Genomic DNA, 18,220 nt, shown 5'->3' on the forward strand with positions numbered 1-18,220 from the left:
CGCGGGCGTGACGGTGTGGTCAATCCGAGACGATCAGGCTTTCGATCGCGCGCTCTCCCGGGCGGTTTCGCCGCGGTCTCGCGCGCGCACGCCGTTGAGGAACACGGCGATGCAGAAGCGCTGATGCGCCGCGCGCGAGGCGAGATCGGGCCACGGGTCGTGCGGAACCGACCGCGACGCGGCCGACGTGAAGACCAGATCCATCAGCACGTGCGCCGTCTGTTCGGCGTCATCAAACACGAGCCGTCCTTCCCGTCGCCGTTCGTCCAACCACGCCGCGAGCGCGCGTTGCGAAGGCTCGACGCCCTTGGCGACGATGAGATCCTGGACCTCGGGGAAGGCGTCGCCGTCCTTGAGCGCCGCGCGGATGAAGGCGTTCCGGATGCGATCGCTGTCCTCGTCGATGTCGAGGCGGAAAATCTCCGCCAGCGCGTCTTCGAGCGGCGCCTCATCGTCGGGACGCGGCAGCCGAAGCATCTCCGGGCGATGCGCGTCGACAATCGCGCCGAATAGCTCGGCCTTGTTGGCGAACTGTTCGTAGATCGTGCGCTTCGAGACCTGACAGCGCGCGGCGACCGCGTTGGTGGTCATCGCGCCGTAGCCCGCGTCGACGAAGATCGCGCGCGCCGCGGCGACGATGCGCGCCCGCCGCTCGCCGGACGGCGTGCGCGGCCGGCCGCGCGCGGTGCGGACGGCGGTCGGATCTGACGCTGTCTCGGACATGCTCAGCAACCTTTCGAAACCTATCCCGCGTTGACAGCGAGACGCCCCGCACAATACTGGTACCGATAAGTACCGTAAATAGCGCAGGCGACGAGCATGACGATCGTACAGCGGACCGCAGGCACCCGGCGCAGCCTCGCGGCTGCGGCTTTGGGGGCTGCGATGTCTTTCTTGCTCTCGGCGTGCGAGCGGGACGACGCCGGCGGCCCTCCGGCTCAGGCCACGCAACGTCCTTCGGTCAGCGTCGTCGTGGTCGACGGCCGCTCAGTCGCGGTCACCGCGGAGCTGCCGGGGCGGGTGAGCGCCTCGCTGGTCGCCGAGGTCCGGCCGCAGGTCGGCGGAATCATCCAGACGCGGCTGTTCAAGGAAGGCAGCGAGGTCAGGCAGGGCGACCCGCTCTACCAGATCGACCCCGCCTCCTATAAGGCGGCCTACGACAGCGCCGTCGCGGCCCGGCAGAAGGCGGAGGCCGCCGTGCCGAGCGCGCAGGCCAAGGTCGAGCGGTACCAAGGGCTCGCCAAGGGCTCCGCCGTCTCGAAACAGGACCTCGACGACGCCGAGGCGACCCTCGCCCAGGCGATCGCGGACGTCGCCTCCGCCAAGGCCGAGGTCGACACCGCGAGGATCAATCTCGACTACACGACGATCCGCGCGCCGATCGGCGGCCGCGTCGACGCGTCGTCGCTGACGCCGGGCGCGCTGGTGACAGCGAGCCAGGACACGGCGCTGACGACCGTGCGCACGCTCGACCCGATCAACGTCGACGTCACCCAGTCGAGCACCAACCTGCTGCGCTTCAAGGACGCGGTGAAGACCGGCCGCCTCAAGTTCCGCGGACCGGAGGTGGCCGTGAAGCTCCATCTTGAGAACGGCGCCACCTATGGCGAGAACGGCGCGCTGCAGTTCGCCGAAGCCAACGTCGACGAGACGACGGGCACCTTCACGGTCCGCGCCTCGTTTCCGAACCCCGATCGGCTGCTGCTGCCGGGCATGTATGTGCGGGCCGTGATCGAAGAGGGCGTGGCGCCGAACAGCGTGCTCGTCACCCAGCAGGCGGTCGGCCGCAACACGAAGGGCGAGGCCACCGTCAAGATCGTCGGAGCTGACGGCAAAGTCGAAGAGCGCGTGATCGTGGTCGGCCGCCAGATCGGCAATTCATGGCTCGTCGACCAGGGACTGAAGGCCGGCGACAGGGTCGTCGTCGAGGGCGGCCAGAACATTCGCGCGGGCCAGGAGGTGACGGCGACCGAAGTCTCGGTGGACGACGCCACGGGCGATGTTCGCGACGCGGCTCACAAGGACTGATCGCCCATGTCCCGCTTCTTCATCGATCGCCCGATCTTCGCCTGGGTGCTGGCGATCGCTGTGATGCTCGGCGGCGCGCTCGCCATCCTGAACCTCCCGATCTCGCAGTATCCCGAGATCGCGCCGACGACCGTCAACATCTCCGCGACCTACTCCGGCGCGGACGCGCAGACCATCGAGAACTCGGTGACCAAGGTCATCGAGCAGGGCATGACCGGGCTCGACAACCTGGACTACATGACCTCGACCTCGACCTGGTCCGGCTCGGCGGAGATCAAGATCACCTTCACCAACGCGGCCGATCCGGACGTCGCGCAGATGCAGGTGCAGAACAAGCTGAACCTCATCGAGGCGCAGCTCCCTCAGACCGTCCGCGACGTCGGGTTGACGGTGACGAAGTCGACCGGCGGCTTCCTTCTGGTCGCGGCCTTCACCTCGGAAGACGGGCGGCTGAACTCGACGGACCTCGCCGACTACGTCGACTCCACGCTCAACGACACGCTGAAGCGCATCGAAGGCGTCGGCCAGACCCAGCTGTTCGGCTCCGGCTACGCCATGCGGATCTGGCTCGATCCGGCGAAGCTCCAGAAATACGCTCTGATGCCGAGCGACGTGACCTCCGCGATCGAGGCGCAGAACACGCAGGTCTCCGCCGGCCAGCTCGGCGGCCTGCCATCGGTCAGGGGCCAGAAGCTCAACGCGACGATCACCGCGAAAAGCCGGCTGCAGACGCCGCAGCAGTTCGAGAACATCATCCTCAAGAGCGCCGAGGGCGGCTCGATCGTCCGCCTCAACGACGTCGCGACCGTGGAGCTTGGCGCGGAGGACTACACCACAAACGCGTCCTACAACGGCAAGAACACCGCCGGCCTCGCCATCAGCCTGGCCACCGGCGCCAACGCGCTCGACACCGCGTCCGCCGTGAAGGCCGCGATCGAGCGCCTGAAGGCGACCTTCCCCGACGGCGTCGAGGTCTATTACCCCTACGACACCACGCCCTTCGTCCGGCTCTCGATCGAGGAGGTGGTGAAGACCCTGCTCGAGGCGATCGTGCTCGTCTTCGTGGTGATGCTGGTCTTCCTGCAGAATCTGCGTGCGACCCTGATCCCAACGCTCGCCGTGCCCGTCGTGCTGCTCGGGACCTTCGGCGTGCTGGCGCTCGCCGGCTACACCATCAACACTCTAACCATGTTCGCGATGGTGCTCGCCATCGGTCTGCTCGTCGACGACGCCATCGTGGTGGTCGAGAACGTCGAGCGGGTGATGGAGGAGGAGAAGCTCCCGCCGAAGGAGGCCACCATCAAGTCGATGCACGAGATCACGGGCGCGCTGGTCGGCATCGCCCTGGTGCTCTCGGCGGTGTTCGTGCCGATGGCGTTCTTCTCGGGCTCGGTCGGCGTCATCTACCGGCAGTTCTCGGTCACGATCGTCAGCGCGATGGCTCTCTCCGCCCTCGTGGCGCTGATCCTGACGCCTGCGCTCTGCGCCACGCTGCTGAAGCCGAAAAAGCATGGCCCCCGGCGCGGCTTTCCAGGCTGGTTCAACCGAACGTTCGACAGCCTCGCGACGGGCTATCGCAACGCCGTGGGCGGACTGGTCCGGCGCTCGATCCGAGCGCTCCTGGTGTTTGTGGTGATCTGCGGCGCGACGGCGTGGCTGTTCGCCAAGCTGCCGAGTTCGTTCCTCCCCGAGGAGGACCAGGGCATGCTCATCACGGCGGTGCAGATGCCGGTCGGCGCGACCGCCGACCGGACGCTGAAGGCGCTGGCGCAGGTCCGCGAATACTACCTGACCAAGGAGAAGGACGCTGTCGAAGGCGTGTTCTCAAGCGTCGGCTTCGGCTTCGGCGGTTCGGGCCAGAACGTCGGCATCGCCTTCATCAAGCTGAAGGATTTCGACCATCGCAAGGACGCGACCCTCTCGGCGCAGGCGGTCGCGCGCCGCGCCCAGGCGGCGTTCGCCTCCATCCGCGACGGCCAGGTCTTCGCGCTCGCGCCGCCTGCGATCCAGGGCTTCGGCAACAACAGCGGCTTCAGCTTCTACCTGCAGGACATCAACGGCGCAGGCCACGCGGCGCTGATGGCGACCCGGGACAAGCTACTCGGCGACGCCGCGAAGACCGCCAGCCTCGCCGCCGTCCGCCCGAACGGCATGGAGGACACCCCGCAGTACTCGGTCGAGATCGACCAGGAGAAGGCGAGCGCCTACGACCTCGACCTGTCCGACGTCGACACGACGCTCTCCACCGCCTGGGGCGGCGCCTACGTCAACGACTTCATCGACCGCGGCCGCGTGAAAACCGTCTACGTGCAGGCCGACGCCGCGTTCCGCATGCAGCCGGACCACCTCGACCTCTGGTACGTCCGCAATTCGAACAGCGAGATGGTGCCGTTCTCCGCCTTCGCGACGGGCGACTGGACCTACGGCTCGCCGCGGCTCGAACGCTACAACGGCTCCTCCGCCGTCGAGATCCAGGGCATGGCCGCGCCCGGCGTCAGCTCCGGCGACGCCATGGACGAGATCGATCGCATGATCGCGGCGCTGCCGCCGGGCTACGCCCACGAGTGGACCGGCCTGTCGCATCAGGAGAAGCTCTCGGGAAGCCAGGCGACCGCGCTGTATGCGATCTCGATCCTCGTCGTCTTCCTGTGCCTCGCCGCGCTCTACGAGAGCTGGTCGGTCCCGTTCGCCGTCATGCTCGCCGTGCCGATCGGCGTGTTCGGGGCGGTCGCCGCCGCCACGCTCTTCGGCCAGACCAACGACGTCTACTTCAAGGTCGGCCTGCTCACGACGATCGGCCTTGCGGCGAAGAACGCGATCCTGATCGTCGAGTTCGCGATCGAGCGGCAGGCGGCGGGCCAGAGCCTGGTGGAGGCGACGCTCGAAGCGTCGCGCCAGCGGCTGCGGCCGATCCTGATGACCTCCTTCGCCTTCATCCTCGGCGTGACGCCGCTCGCGATCGCCAGCGGCGCGGGCTCGGGCGCGCAGAACTCGATCGGCATCGGCGTCATGGGCGGCATGATCGCGGCCACGATGCTCGGGGTGTTCTTCGCGCCGGTGCTTTACGTGCTGATCCGAAGGCTCTTCCCGGGCCGACCTGCGGCCACGGCCGCCACGCCGTCGGAGGCCTGAGCAATGACGACCGTTTCAATCGGCGCCACCGCGCGCCGCCTCGCAGCGGCGTCGATGGCGGCCCTGCTGGCCGGCTGCGCCGTCGGTCCCGACTACCGCACGCCGTCGCTGTCGCTCCCCGCCCGCTGGGGCGCGGAGCCCAAGGCGACCAAGCCGGCCCAGCCCCAGCTCGTCGAGTGGTGGCGCAACCTCAATGACCCGCTGCTGAACGCGCTGATCGCCGAGGCGGTGGCCGGCAACCTCGACGTCGCGACCGCCAAGGCCGCGATCCGGGAAGCGCGGGCCTCCCGGCGCGAGGCCGCCGGCGGCCTGTTCCCGACCCTCGACGGCCTCGGCGCGGGCGACCGCACCAAGACCGCCGCCACCCAGACGGGGACGGGAAAGTCGGCGCTCGCCAGCACCTTCCAGGCCGGCTTCGACGCCAGCTGGGAGCTCGACCTGTTCGGGGCCACGCGCCGCGAGGTCGAGGCCGCGACCTACGGCGTCGACGCCGCCGAGGAGGATCTGCGCTCCACCCTGCTGACGCTGATCGGCGACGTCGCGCAGAACTATGTCGAGGCGCGCGGCTACCAGGCCCGGATCGCCCTCGCCCGCCGCACAGCCGCGTCCCAGCGCGAGACCGCGAGCCTGACCCAGCAGAAGCTCGAGGCGGGCTCCGCCTCGGGCGTGGACGTCGCGAACGCCAGGGGACTCGCCGCCTCCACCGAGGCCGAGATCCCGACGCTTGAAACCTCGTTCGCGCAATCGGTCCACCGGCTGGGCGTGCTCACCGGGCGTGCGCCGAGCGCGCTTGGCCCGCGCCTCGCCGCAGCCCGGTCGATCCCCGCTCCGAAAGGCATGCCGGCGGCGGGCGTTCCGGCCGACGTGCTGCGCGCGCGGCCCGACGTCCGGCTCGCCGAGCGCCAGCTCGCCCAGTACACCGCCAAGATCGGTCAGGCCGAGGCCGCACGTTATCCAAGCGTCAGCCTGACCGGGTCGATCTCCACCACCAGCGCCAAGATCGGCGACCTGGCGAAGCGCTCCACCATCGGCTGGTCCTACGGACCTTCCGTCAACGTGCCGCTGTTCGAACGCGGCTCGCTCGTCGCCGCGGTGGACGTGGCGCGCGCCCAGCGGGACCAGTACTTCGTCGCTTTCAAGGCCTCCGTGCTGACTGCGCTCGAGGATGTCGAGAACGCCCTCGTCGCCCTGCGCAAGGAGCGTGAGCGGACCGCGAAGCTCGGCGCTTCGGCCTCCGCCTACCGGGATTCAGCCCGGCTGTCCCGCGAGCTCTACCGGGCCGGCAGCTCCGCCTTCCTCGACGTGCTCGACGCGGAGCGCTCGCTCTACGACGCCGAGGACGCGCTGCTCGCCAGCCGCGTGCTGGCCGCCACCAATTACGTCGCGCTCCAGAAGGCGCTCGGCGGCGGCTGGGGCAAGCCGGTCGAGGTGTCGACGCCGGAAGTGGTCGACGTCGCGACGGGACCTCGGCTCGCCGCCCGGGCGCGCTGATCGCGAGCGGTCCCGCGCTTGCCGCGACGACCATCGCTGGTTACGTCTCGCTGCGTTCAATTTCGAGAGGAACCGCAAAGTGGCGCTGAAGGACTGGAAACGGCATCCGGGCGGCGGCCTCGCCATTAATCCGATCGTCGGCTACGAGACCGCCGCGATGACCGACGGGATGGCGGGCATGCTTCGGATCGAGTTCGCCCTGGATCCGACCATGCGCAACAGCGAGGCGGTCCAGCTCGTGGCGACCGCCAAGCAACTGGAAGACCTGATCCTGGCGCTGCGGGATCTGGCGGACAACCTCGCCGTCGACGTCTCGTCCGACAAGCCGGCGGGACGACTGAGCTGATCGAAGGGGCCGGACGCGGAACAGACCGCGACGTCCGGATTCGGTCCGCGTGATCGGACAGGGAACGCTTTCCCCGCACCACATCCTACCCGACCGTTAAGCACGACTTCGCCGTCAGTGCGCGGCGCGGGACGCCGGCGCGTCCTTGTCGTGCACGCCGAAGCGCTCGACCATTGTGGCGCTGGCCTCGTTCAGGCCGACGATCTGGACCTCGCGTCCGAGCGCCCGCGCCTTCAGGACCACCCGGTCCAGCGCCGCGATCGCCGAGATGTCCCAGAAGTGCGCTGCGGCGACATCGATGACGAGGCGAACGGCGCCGCCGCGACGATGGAAGGAACGGCGCAAGAGAAGCGAGCGTCCCTCGACACCCCAGCTCGAATATTCATATCGACATTTTTCGATCTATCGATATGATCGGGACTAACCGCACGGAGCCGCGCATGCCAACCCTTGCTTCCCCGGGCCCTCGCCTCCTCGAACAGGCGGCGCTCGACGCGCTGTTCGCGCTGGGCCAGCCCACGCGGCTCCGGGTGTTCCGGCACCTTGTGACGATTGCTCCGGAGTCCCTTCCTGCAGGCGGCATCGCCGACGCCCTCGGCTGCCTCCAGAACACCCTTTCGACGCACCTCGCGATCCTGGCGCGCGCGGGCCTGATCACCGGCGTCCGCGACGGGCGGTCGATCCTCTACGCCGCGAACTTCGACGGCATGCGCGGCCTCGTGAACTACCTGCTCGAGGACTGCTGCGCCGGGCGGCCCGAGGTGTGCGCCCCCGTTTTCAAACAGCTCGAGCGGAGCTGCGGCTGCGCCCCCGCGCCTGTTGCACAGGCCTGACCGATGTCCCTGTTCGAGCGCTACCTGACCGTTTGGGTCTTCCTGTGCATCGTCGTAGGGGTCGCGCTGGGTTACGCCGCGCCGAGCCTGTTCCAGGGGATCGCCGCGGTCGAAGTCGCGCGGGTCAACCTGCCGGTCGCGGCGCTCATCTGGCTTATGATCGTTCCGATGCTGGCGAAGGTCGACTTCGCCGCCATGCGAGAGGTCGGCGCGCACTGGCGCGGGATCTCGGTGACGTTGTTTATCAACTGGGCGGTGAAGCCGTTTTCGATGGCGCTGTTGGGCTGGCTTTTCATCGGCTGGCTGTTCCGTCCCTGGCTCCCCGCCGAGCAGATCGACAGCTACATCGCGGGGCTGATCCTGCTGGCCGCGGCGCCCTGCACCGCGATGGTGTTCGTGTGGTCGAACCTGACGAAGGGCGACCCGCTGTTCACGCTCAGCCAGGTCGCGGTCAACGACGCGATCATGATCGTCGCCTTCGCGCCGCTGGTCGGCTTGTTGCTCGGCCTTTCGGCGATCCTGGTGCCCTGGGACACGCTGACCCTGTCGGTCGCGCTCTACATCGTCGCGCCGGTGATCGTGGCCCAGGCGCTGCGGCGGCTGGCTCTCGCTTCGGGCGAGCCGGCTGCGCTCCCCCGCCTGCTCGCGTGGATCCAGCCGCTGTCGCTCGTCGCCCTGCTCGCGACGCTGGTCCTGCTGTTCGCTTTCCAGGGCGAGCAGATCGTCGCCCAGCCGGTCGTCATCGCGCTGCTGGCGATCCCGATCCTGATCCAGGTCTACTTCACCTCCGGCGTCGCATATCTGCTGAACCGCGCCGCCGGCGAGGCGCACTGCGTCGCCGGCCCGTCGGCTCTCATCGGCGCTTCGAACTTCTTCGAGCTGGCGGTCGCAGCCGCCATCAGCCTGTTCGGCTTCAAATCCGGCGCGGCGCTTGCGACGGTCGTCGGCGTGCTGATCGAAGTTCCGGCGATGCTCTCGGTCGTCTGGATCGTGAACCGCTCGAAGCCCTGGTACGAGGCCCCCGGCGTGCGCGCCGCCTCTCCCGAACCGACCCCCAGGAGGCTGCTGTGAGCGAGACCGTCACCATCTGGCACAATCCCGCCTGCGGGACGTCGCGCAACACGCTGGCGATGATCCGGGCAGCGGGCGTCGAGCCCACCGTCGTCGAGTACCTGAAGACGCCGCCGGGCCGGGCCGAACTCGCCAAGGCCATCGCCGACTCCGGGCTTACCGTCCGCGAGGCCGCCCGGACGAAAGGCTCGCCCTTCGAGGACCTCGGCCTCAACGATCCGTCCGTCTCCGACGACGCCATCCTCGACGCGATGCTCGAACGCCCGATGCTGATCAACCGCCCGTTCGTGTTCACGGCGCGGGGCGTCCGCCTGTGCCGCCCCTCCGAGGTGGTGCTGGAGATCCTGCCGAAGCCGCTCGAACACGCGTTCGTCAAGGAGGACGGCGAGGTCGTGGCGAGCGGCCGGGGCGCGGGATGACCGACCTGCCGAACGTGACGGACGCCCTGCTCCCGACGCCGGACCTCGCGCGTCTCCACGGACCGCGGTCGACCCATGCGCCGCGCGTGCTGCTGCTCTACGGCTCGCTGCGGCCCGTTTCCTACAGCCGCCTGCTGACCCTCGAAGCCGAGCGCCTGCTGACGCGCCTCGGGTGCGACACGAAGGTGTTCGACCCCAGGGGCCTTCCTCTGCCGGACGGGGCGCCCGTCGATCATCCCAAGGTGCGGGAGCTGCGCGAGCTGTCGCTGTGGTCGGAGGCGCAGGTCTGGACCAGCCCCGAGCGGCACGGCGCGATGACCGGGGTCATGAAATCCCAGATCGACTGGATCCCGCTGTCGGTCGGCTCGGTTCGGCCGACACAGGGCCGGACGCTCGCGGTCATGCAGGTCTCGGGCGGCTCGCAGTCGTTCAACGCCGTGAACCAGATGCGCATCCTCGGCCGTTGGATGCGGATGATCACGATCCCGAACCAGTCCTCGGTCGCGAAAGCCTTCCAGGAGTTCGGCGAGGACGGACGCATGAAGCCCTCCGCCTATTACGACCGCGTGGTCGACGTCATGGAGGAGCTGGTGAAGTTCACGCGTCTCACCCGGGACGTCTCCGACCACCTGACCGACCGCTACAGCGAACGTAAGGAGAGCGCGGCGGCGCTCGAGGCGCGAGTCTCGCTTGGGGCCGCGACCTAAGTCTTGGTGGCGGGGATCCGCTCGGAGCGTTCGGCTGAGACACCCTGCGTCTCACGACTTGGACGCGGCCGTCCAGACGCGAAAAAGCCGCCCGACGAGATATCGCCGGACGGCTTTTGAGGCAGACGATTGTCAGTCCGGCGCGCGAGAGGTCTGACGGGCCTCGACCCAACCCTTCAGCCAGGCGTCCCGCCGGCTGGAATCCTTGTAGGGGCAACGCCGCATTTCAACGCCGGCGACAAAGGCCTCACGGCCCTCCTGAATGACCTGATCCAAAAGCAAACTCCTTATGCAAGTTCGCCATCATATAGGAAGCGCGGCCGATCCGCGACATTCCCAACGTAAATCGGCGACAGCTGCGCTCCGACGGACCTACGGACGCCAGTTGCAGGCGTAGAACAGCGTATCAGCCAGCCTTGTCGGCGGCGGCGTTGGCGATCTTCGCGACCTTGCGATCGAGGCGCCTCGCCTTCTTGATGGCCTCCTTGTCAGCAAGCTTCTGCGCCTTCGCGGCGGCCTTCGGATCTGACGCGCCCGTCTTGGCCTGAGCCTTCGCCAGCTGCCGTTCGGCGCGCTTCTTCGCCTGAGCTTCGCTCGACATCTTGATGCCTTCAGACACGGAGAACTCCTCATTGTGTAGCTGCGCCAGTCAGCATCAGCTGCAGCAAGGGTCAAGCGGCGGCGCGACGGTCCCCCGTCGCCGCAATGAACAGCCTTCGTCGCGAGAAACGCCGCCATGCCCGGAAGGGCATGACGGCTTGTTCAGATCATACGTCCTGTCAGGTCGAGCTGTCCTTCGGCGCGTCCCGGTGATCCGTCACCGGGCGACGCGGCGCGGAGTGATCGTCCGGCTTGCGGGTGGCGTCTCTGTCGCCGCCCGGCTTGGCGCTGTGCACGCCGTTGTTCCGGCTGTCGCCCTGCGACGGCGCCATGGCGCCCTTCGCGTCGTTCTTGACCGTCGATTTCGAGGATGGGCTCTCGGCCATGACGTGCTCCTTCAGCCGTGCGGCTTGAAAACGACTTTGGTGCAGCCGTCGGTCTTGTCCCTGAAGCTGTCGTACAGCGCAGGGCCGTCTTCGAGCGAACTTGAGCGGTGACTGATGATGAACGACGGATCGATCTCGCCGCGTTCGATCCGCTCGAGCAGCGGCTGCATGTAGCGCAGCATGTGGGTCTGCCCGGTCTTCAGCGTCAGTCCCTTGTTCATGAACGCGCCGAGCGCGACCGGACCGACCTGGCCGGCGTAGACGCCCGGCATCGACACCACGCCGCCGGGGCGGCAGGCGAGGATCGCCTGATTGAGCGCGAACGGCCGGTCCATGCTGATCGTCGACGACATCACCAACGACGACACCTTCTGGGCGAGCGTGTCCGCGCCATGCCCCTCCATCCCGACCGCCTCGATCACGGCGTCCGGACCCTTTCCGCCGGTCAGGGCCATGATCTCCTCCTGAACGTTCTGATTGCCGAAATCGATGGTCTCCGCTCCAGCCTGCCGCGCCAGCGCCAGCCGCTCCGGCACCGCGTCGACCGCGATCACGCGCTCCGCGCCCAGCAGGAAGCAGCACTTCACGGCCAGAACGCCGATCGGCCCGCAGCCCCAGACGGCGACGGTCTCGCCGCCCTCGATCCCGCACTGCTCCGCCGCCTGATAAGCGGTGGGGAAGATGTCGGACAGGAACAGCACCTGTTCGTCGCTCAGCCCGTCGGGAACGACCAGCGGTCCAACGTCGGCGTAGGGCACCCGCAGGTACTCCGCCTGACCGCCGGCGAAGCCGCCGGTGAGGTGCGAGTAGCCGAACAGGCCCGCAAGCGGATAGCCGAACTGCTCGGCCTGCATCTTGCCGTTGGGATTGGTCCGCTCGCAGCAGCTCCAGTTGCCCCACTTGCACTGCCGGCACTCGCCGCAGGACATCGTGAAGGGAACGACCACCCGGTCGCCGACCTTGAGCCGCGTGGCCGCCCGGCCCACCTCCATCACCTCGCCCATCGTCTCATGACCGAGGATGTCGCCGCTTTCCATGGTGGGCACATAGCCCCCCATGAGATGAAGGTCGGAACCGCAGATAGCGCAGGCCGTCACCTTGATGATGATGTCCCGGTCGTTCTGGATCTGGGGATCCGGGACGGAGTCGCAGCGGATGTCGCCCTTGCCGTGCCAGGTCAGCGCTTTCATTGATCTCTCCCTTTGAAGGGTTAAGACCACGCCGCTCCCGTTGGTTCCTCGCGATCCGAGACGCGCCGATCGGCGCCCTGCAATCGCCGGAGGAACCTGCGGCTGACGTTATAGGCGTATAACTTGGCGTCGTTGCGGGAGCCCGCATCTCAGGCGCGCAGGCCCGGCGGCGCCGACGACGGAGGTCAAACGCCGATGCGTGCGCGGCTCCGAGTGGTGGAGGCTAGGTCGACCGCGCCTCGGCCCACTGATCGCGCCATTCGAACAGAAGGGGCGCCTCCCGAAAGGCGAAGCGATCGAGATGCGTCGTGACGACCGCCTTGAGCTCGATGAGGCGCGCGTCGCCGGCGGCTACGACCTCGACGGCCATCGCCCCCGCGCTGACGGCGATCTCGACGACCGCCCCCGTCGTCATGACGATCGTCGCGCCGTCCTCGCGTTCGGCGATCTGGAACTTGCGCCCCCAGTGGCTGCAGAGCTGCGCGACATACCGCGCCCCTTGCGACGTGGGCACGACGCAGGAGGACGTGGCGCGCAGGTCCGCCGGGGCGGTCAGAACTTCACCGTAGCGGTCGCGAGGACCGACCGGCCGGGTTCGAACAGCGGCGTGACGCTCGGGAAATCCTGACCATAGCTTGCGCGGCTGGAATATTTTTCGTCGAACAGGTTCTTCAAATCGAGGCGTAAGGTGGTCTCGTATTTGAGCTTCGGCTTGTACTCCGCGAAGACATTGACGATCTCGTAAGCTCCGAAAGGTTTAAGGCGCTCTCCCGTAAGGGAATCGCGGCCAACGCGATCGAATTCGGGCGCGAGTTCGATGTCGCCGCCGATCGTGACATTCCAGTCGACGAAGGTGTGCACGGCTGAAATCGTGACGATGTCCCCTACCGGCGTGGCGATGTAGTTGCCCACGTCGGAGTCGGCGGTGCGTCCGTTGATGTCGACGTCGATATGCGCGTATTTCACGCGAACGAAACCAGTCTCCCACTCGTAGCCGGCCCCGATCTCAAACCCCTTCGTGTCGAGATCCGGCGCCCAGGTCGCGCCGGGGACGGAGCCCGGCTCGAAAGGACCGAAATAGGCGTCGCGGAACTTAGCGTTACGGGCGTTCTCGATCTGGGTCTTGAAGAGCGAACCTTCCACCATGAAGCCGCTGTGCTTCAGAACAAGCCCTGCGGAATAGTTGTCGGCGGTCGTGGCGCGAAGCTTGCCGGTGTCGTTCCGGTAGGTCCAATCGGGATTCAGAATGAAGTTCTCGGCCAGGGGAATACCGGCCCAGACGTGCGAATATCCAGCTTTCGCCGTCAGCAGGTTCTCGATGAGGTCATACTCGCCCGAGACGTTTGCGCTGACGCCTGTGTGGTTCTTTTCTGACCCTTCGTTGTCGTTGACGCCATCGAACCGCTGATGGTCGACACGTCCGCCGAAGGAGAGGCGCGCGCGTTCGATCGGCTCGAGACGAGCCTGCGTGTAGAAGCCGACGTTGGTCATCTTCTCAATGGCGTGGTAGTTCGGGTCCGCATACCGGGCGCGGTCGTGGCGGAAGTCGACGCCGGCCGTGACGTCACCGAGGGAAAAGGCGAATTTGTTTTGAACCTTGCCATTAAGGCTGCTTGTCCGTCCGGCGGAGTTGTAGTCCGGGAAGTAGACGCCTCCTACGACGCCGAAGGTCGGCACCTTGATCTTGGTGGCGCTATAGGCGACCACAACCTTTGGATCCCACCAGCCGCCCGGCGACGTGTCGGTGTAATTGAATACGGTGTTCTGACGGTCCAGCTTGAAGTCGCGCGTGGGCGGTTCGCCGGGTCGCCCGACTGAGCCGAGGTTGGGCCGGAACGGCCGGATAGCGTCGTCGTGGACGCGCTCGTGGTTCAGTTCAAACCGGTGGCCCTCCCCGCTCTCGTAGGCGAGTTTGCCGAGGCCGCTCAACAGTTCGGTCGCGGTGCCGGCCACCTTGTCGCCGGATCCATTCTTGTACCGCCCGCCGTCGGCCCAGTTGAAATAGCCCAGCGCCTCGAACCCGTTCTGCTTGCCGTAGGTCGTGACCGAGTCGCCGAACACGCCGCCGTTGGAGTTGAACCAGCCCTTAACGATGCCGCCATAGCCGTCGCGATCGTGGCCGAGAAGGTCGGCGACGTCCTTGGTCTCGTAGGCGATCGAGCCCGCCAGCGCGCCGAAGCCGGCGTCGGCCGGCGCCACGCCGGGATCGACGCGCACCTGCTTGAGCAGGCCGGGATCGATGTAGGTGGTCGCGTTATGGTGGAAGACCTTGTTGTTCTGCGCCGAGCCGTCGATCGTGACCGCGAGGTTGGTCTCCTCGACGCCGCGGACATAGACCTTCTGCGACAGCGGGATGGAGCTGCCGACCTGCACGCCCGGCTCGCCGCCGAACAGGTCTCTCACGTCCTGCGGGTTTTTGCGCGCGATGTCGGCCGAGGTCACCACGAACGATCCCGGCGCGCCGCCGGGCGCGCCGGCGCCGCTCTCGCCCGTCACCTGCAGCTCGTCGAGCGCTTCCGCCTCCCCCGCAAGCTGGACAGGCATCACGCCGCCGATGGGGTAGAGCGCCGCGGTGCGCGGGCCCGTGAACTGGTAGATCAGGCCGGACCCCGCCAGCATCGCCTTCAGGCCCTCCTCGGCGCCGAAGCGGCCGGACACGGCGCGGGAGCGACCGGCGATCCTGTCGCCGCCCGTCCGCACCAGCTGCACGCCGGTCGCGGCGGCGTAGTCGGCGAGCGCGGCGAGCAGCGGTTTCGAGGGGATGTCGAGCGTGAAGCGCCGGCCGTCGTCGGCCAGCGCCGGGCTCGTGAGGGACAGGGCGACCGCCAGAGCGGACACGCCGCCGAAGCGGGCGACGTTGGCGATGACTGACATGACGACGAAGCCCCGCGCACGCAAACGCCGCGTCCCTGTGCGGCCCCCATTGCGTGAACGGGCGGCGCTCGCCGACCCCGTAACTTTTTCCGCATCAGCGGTAGACGACGACGGCGAGGCCCGGGATCGCCAGGGTCCTCAGACCCAGAGCGGTGCGCATCGCCTCCAGCACGGCGTCCGGGTCGTCGGCCCGGAACACGCCTGAGAACCGCAGCGCCCTGAGCGACGGATCCGGGATGACGACGCGGCCCGGCGCGCGGCGGGCGAGCTCGTCCGCGACGGCGCCGAGCGGCGCGGCGTCGAGCACGATCAGGCCTCGCCTCCAGGCGAGAGCCGTCTCGAGCGACACGTCCTTCGGCGCCCCGAGCGTCCCGTCCGCGGCGAGCGCCACTTCGCGGCCAAGCCCGAGCGTCACGGTCCGTCCGGCCCCTGAGACCTCGACCACCCCATGGTCCACGGTCACCGACTGAGCCAGGCCATCGACGGCGAAGGCCGTGCCCACCGCCCGCGCGGCGATCGCGTCCGCGTGCACCGTGAACGGCCTGTCAGGGTCCGGCGCCACCTCGAACCATGCCCGGCCCCGCACCACTGTCACCTCGCGCGCGGTGCCCGCGAAGGCGACGTCGAGCGCGCTGTCGCCGTCGAGCGTCACCGTCGTCCCATCGGCTAAGGCGATGTCGCGGCGTTGGCCGGGCGGCGCGGCGTAGTCGGCCAAGGCGCGATCGATCAGCCCGGCGTCGCGCCACAACGCGCCGGCGGCGAGCGTCGCTGCGACCGCCGCCGCGGCCGCAAGCCGGCCCAGATGGCGGCGCGAAGCGTCCCGCCGCCGCGTCACGGCGCGAAGCCGCTGCGCCGGCGCCTCGAGATCGCGCCAGAGGTCGTCGGTCTCCGCGAAAGCGCTGCGGTGGGCCGGATCCGCGTCGAGCCATGCGCGGAAGGCGCTTCTGTCGGCGTCGGTCGCCAGCGGGTTGTTCAAGCGCACGAACCACGTCGTCGCTTCACGCGCCGCGCGCTCGACGGCGTCGTCCTGTCCACCCTGATCCGCCATGCCGCGAATGTCGCCCCTCAACCTGTCCGCCGCCTATACAGCGAAACGGCCGGCGAGGCATCGGCCCTCACATTCGTCGCGGGTTCAGGCGCGGCGCTTGCGCCAGAGCCGGCAGAATTCGAGAGCGGAGACCATCTCCTTCTCGACCGTGGAGAGGGAGAGGTCGAGGGTTCGGGCGATCTGCGGGTAGGTCATCTCGTCGAGCTTGCTCATGAGAAACACCCGCCGGGTCCGGGGAGGAAGCCTCTCGAGCGCCGCGAACAGATCGGCCAGCTCCTGCCGGCCTGACGCCACGGCGTCCGGCGCAGGGCTCTCGGCGCCGAGCTGCTCCGGCGTCATGCGCTTGACATAGGCGGACCGGACGCGGTCCGCGCGGCGGGCGTCGCGCGCGGCGTTCTGCGCCGTGCGCACCAGCAACCCGACGTCGTCCGGGCCGAGCGGACGGTTCCCAAGCTTCACGAAGGCGTCGTGGACGAGGTCCTCGGCCGCTTCCGCGGACCCCACGATGCGCCGGACGAGACGGCGTAGCCGGCCGCCTTCGGCGGCATAAAGCTCGGCCAGTCCGCCAGCGGTCATCGCCGCGCGTCCGCGCACGAAGCGCAGCCCAACCGCTCCGGCCACGCCCGCCTATGAAGTTCGCACCTGTAGGTCATTGGAAATGCTCAAAAAACCAGTTGCCTCGCACATCTCTACAAAAGAAGGAGCGGCTCCACTGTCAAATGGTTTGAGCTTGAGGATGTTTGTCTTGTTCTAAACTAGGAAAGCTGCGCCCCAGGCGTCGCATCCGTGCAACCGCGCCGCGTCGGGTGACACTGGCCGTCGTTCGGCGGATAGACGTCCAAAACCGAAGGCTTGAACAAGAACGGAATGTCAGGCGGAAACCTCCGTCAGAAAGAGCTGCGCGCTCAGTTCGAGCGCGTCGACGAGGCGCCGGAGCTCGTCCAGGCCGACATGCTCGTCCGCCGCGCCCATGTTGTTCGGCGTCAGCCCGCAGGTCACCGTCGGAACGCCCGCGTAGCGATAATGACGCGCGTCCGAGGCTCCGACCCGCATGGTCCGGACGGGCCGTTCGCCGAGCACGGTCTCGCAGGCGGCGCTCACGGCCGCGACGATCGGGTGGTCGGGCGGGGTCCAGTTCGGCTCATAGCGCCGCGTGATCTCGACTGAAACGCCGGGGATCGCCTCCGTTCGACGGCGGATCTCGGCCTCGACGCCGGCCACCGTCACGCCGACCGGCAGCCGGACGTCGGCGGTCGCCTCGGCCTCGTCGGCGATCAGGTTGCTGAGGCGGCCGCCCCGAATGGTGCCGAAGGTCACGGTGACATGGCCGAGCGTGTGGCTCTCGCCGACGCCCGACAGCGCCTCGGAAACCGGCGCGCTCGCGGCGATCTCGCGTGTGACCTCCTCCGGCGCCTGAACGGCCGTGTCGCGCAACGCCTTGAGGCTCTCGATCGCGTCAACCAGTTTTTCGATCGCGCTGTCGCCGCGGTGGACATGGGCGGCGTGGGCGGCCTTTCCGGTCGCCTTAAGGGTCAACCAGATCATGCCTTTTTCGCCGAACCGCAGCACGCCGGGCGAGCCCACGTCGGCCGAGATCATCGCGTCGCCCTGCGCGTAAGGAACCGTGTCGATCAGCAGCTTCGTGCCGAGCACGCCCATGGTCTCCTCGTCGCCCGCGAAGGTCGCGACCACCTCTCCGGACAGCGTCTCGCGCTTCGCCGCAAGCCGGACGAGCGCGACCACGATCGCCGCGACGCCGCCCTTCATGTCGGAGACGCCGAGCCCATAGAGCTTGCCGTCGCGCTCCTCGCCGTCCGGGTCCGTGGTCCAGCCGGAGCCAAGGGGATAGGTGTCGAGATGGCCGTTGTAGACGAGTCGCTTGCCTCGCCGCCCGCCGCGCACGCGCAGCACGACGTTCGCGACGTGATCCGCGCTCTGGACGCGCTCCGCCTCGATCCCGTCGACGCCCCAGACCGCGGCGAGGATGACGTCCGCCGGGCCGTTGGTGTCGCCGGGAGGCGTCTCGCTACGCGCGCGCAGCAGGCGCTTGGTCAGGTCGACGACGTCGATCCTGTCCACGACGGCGGCGTGCATC

The 18,220-nt window shown here is 68.3% G+C and carries 17 protein-coding genes and 1 pseudogene; 8 read left to right on the top strand and 10 right to left on the bottom strand.

Features of this window, described 5'->3' with window-relative positions; all coding sequences use genetic code 11:
- Positions 1–33: 33 nt before the first annotated feature.
- Positions 34–723 carry a TetR/AcrR family transcriptional regulator gene (locus K244_RS0112105; protein WP_020186534.1) on the bottom strand — a complete coding sequence of 230 codons (690 nt, stop codon included), beginning with the start codon at positions 721–723 and terminating at the stop codon, positions 34–36.
- A gap of 96 nt (positions 724–819) precedes the next feature.
- Between K244_RS0112105 and K244_RS0112110 the strand changes: the two genes are divergently transcribed.
- The 4 genes from K244_RS0112110 to K244_RS0112125 all read left to right on the top strand — a co-directional run bounded on the left by K244_RS0112110 (position 820) and on the right by K244_RS0112125 (position 6,997).
- Positions 820–2,028, top strand: a complete 1,209-nt coding sequence (locus K244_RS0112110) for an efflux RND transporter periplasmic adaptor subunit (protein ID WP_155931708.1) — start codon at positions 820–822, stop codon at positions 2,026–2,028.
- A gap of 6 nt (positions 2,029–2,034) precedes the next feature.
- On the top strand, positions 2,035–5,160 hold the full coding sequence (locus tag K244_RS0112115; protein ID WP_020186536.1) for an efflux RND transporter permease subunit: 3,126 nt from the start codon (positions 2,035–2,037) through the stop codon (positions 5,158–5,160).
- A gap of 3 nt (positions 5,161–5,163) precedes the next feature.
- Complete coding sequence (locus K244_RS0112120; RefSeq protein WP_020186537.1) at positions 5,164–6,651, top strand: efflux transporter outer membrane subunit; 1,488 nt, start codon at positions 5,164–5,166, stop codon at positions 6,649–6,651.
- A gap of 79 nt (positions 6,652–6,730) precedes the next feature.
- On the top strand, positions 6,731–6,997 hold the full coding sequence (locus K244_RS0112125) for a hypothetical protein (protein ID WP_020186538.1): 267 nt from the start codon (positions 6,731–6,733) through the stop codon (positions 6,995–6,997).
- Between the two features lie 114 nt (positions 6,998–7,111).
- Here K244_RS0112125 and K244_RS0112130 read toward each other — a convergent pair.
- Positions 7,112–7,306, bottom strand: a pseudogene (locus tag K244_RS0112130) (STAS domain-containing protein); the annotation flags it as partial.
- A gap of 131 nt (positions 7,307–7,437) precedes the next feature.
- Between K244_RS0112130 and K244_RS0112135 the strand changes: the two are divergent.
- From K244_RS0112135 to arsH, 4 genes are read left to right on the top strand one after another with little or no spacing between them, the layout of a single operon-like run.
- Positions 7,438–7,830, top strand: a complete 393-nt coding sequence (locus tag K244_RS0112135; protein ID WP_020186540.1) for a metalloregulator ArsR/SmtB family transcription factor — start codon at positions 7,438–7,440, stop codon at positions 7,828–7,830.
- A gap of 3 nt (positions 7,831–7,833) precedes the next feature.
- Complete coding sequence (gene arsB, locus K244_RS0112140; RefSeq protein ID WP_020186541.1) at positions 7,834–8,901, top strand: ACR3 family arsenite efflux transporter; 1,068 nt, start codon at positions 7,834–7,836, stop codon at positions 8,899–8,901.
- Positions 8,898–9,320, top strand: coding sequence for an arsenate reductase (glutaredoxin) (arsC, locus tag K244_RS0112145; protein ID WP_020186542.1), 423 nt, complete (start codon positions 8,898–8,900; stop codon positions 9,318–9,320). The genes arsB and arsC overlap by 4 nt, the downstream gene beginning before the upstream one ends.
- Positions 9,317–10,027 (top strand): arsenical resistance protein ArsH, encoded by a 711-nt coding sequence (gene arsH, locus K244_RS0112150; protein ID WP_020186543.1) that lies wholly within the window; start codon positions 9,317–9,319, stop codon positions 10,025–10,027. Before arsC ends, arsH begins: the two co-directional genes overlap by 4 nt.
- A gap of 406 nt (positions 10,028–10,433) precedes the next feature.
- Here arsH and K244_RS0112155 read toward each other — a convergent pair whose 3' ends face one another.
- The 8 genes from K244_RS0112155 to K244_RS0112190 form a co-directional block, all read right to left on the bottom strand.
- Positions 10,434–10,646, bottom strand: a complete 213-nt coding sequence (locus K244_RS0112155; protein WP_020186544.1) for a hypothetical protein — start codon at positions 10,644–10,646, stop codon at positions 10,434–10,436.
- A 160-nt stretch (positions 10,647–10,806) separates the two neighbouring features.
- Positions 10,807–11,013, bottom strand: a complete 207-nt coding sequence (locus K244_RS0112160; RefSeq protein WP_020186545.1) for a hypothetical protein — start codon at positions 11,011–11,013, stop codon at positions 10,807–10,809.
- 11 nt (positions 11,014–11,024) lie between these two features.
- Positions 11,025–12,203 (bottom strand): zinc-dependent alcohol dehydrogenase, encoded by a 1,179-nt coding sequence (locus K244_RS0112165; protein ID WP_020186546.1) that lies wholly within the window; start codon positions 12,201–12,203, stop codon positions 11,025–11,027.
- Between the two features lie 223 nt (positions 12,204–12,426).
- Positions 12,427–12,717, bottom strand: a complete 291-nt coding sequence (locus tag K244_RS0112170) for a DUF2218 domain-containing protein (protein ID WP_020186547.1) — start codon at positions 12,715–12,717, stop codon at positions 12,427–12,429.
- A gap of 38 nt (positions 12,718–12,755) precedes the next feature.
- Positions 12,756–15,077, bottom strand: coding sequence for a TonB-dependent receptor (locus K244_RS0112175; RefSeq protein WP_024816475.1), 2,322 nt, complete (start codon positions 15,075–15,077; stop codon positions 12,756–12,758).
- 94 nt (positions 15,078–15,171) lie between these two features.
- A complete protein-coding gene (locus tag K244_RS0112180; protein ID WP_020186549.1) occupies positions 15,172–16,125 on the bottom strand; it encodes a FecR domain-containing protein in 954 nt (317 codons plus the stop codon).
- An 84-nt stretch (positions 16,126–16,209) separates the two neighbouring features.
- Positions 16,210–16,701: a sigma-70 family RNA polymerase sigma factor gene (locus tag K244_RS0112185; RefSeq protein WP_036306698.1), complete on the bottom strand. Its 492-nt coding sequence runs from the start codon at positions 16,699–16,701 to the stop codon at positions 16,210–16,212.
- 294 nt (positions 16,702–16,995) lie between these two features.
- Positions 16,996–18,219, bottom strand: a complete 1,224-nt coding sequence (locus tag K244_RS0112190; RefSeq protein ID WP_036305732.1) for a M20/M25/M40 family metallo-hydrolase — start codon at positions 18,217–18,219, stop codon at positions 16,996–16,998.
- Position 18,220 lies beyond the last annotated feature (1 nt).

The sequence above is a fragment of the Methylopila sp. 73B genome, from assembly GCF_000526315.1.
In the GTDB taxonomy this organism is placed as follows: Bacteria; Pseudomonadota; Alphaproteobacteria; order Rhizobiales; family Methylopilaceae; genus Methylopila.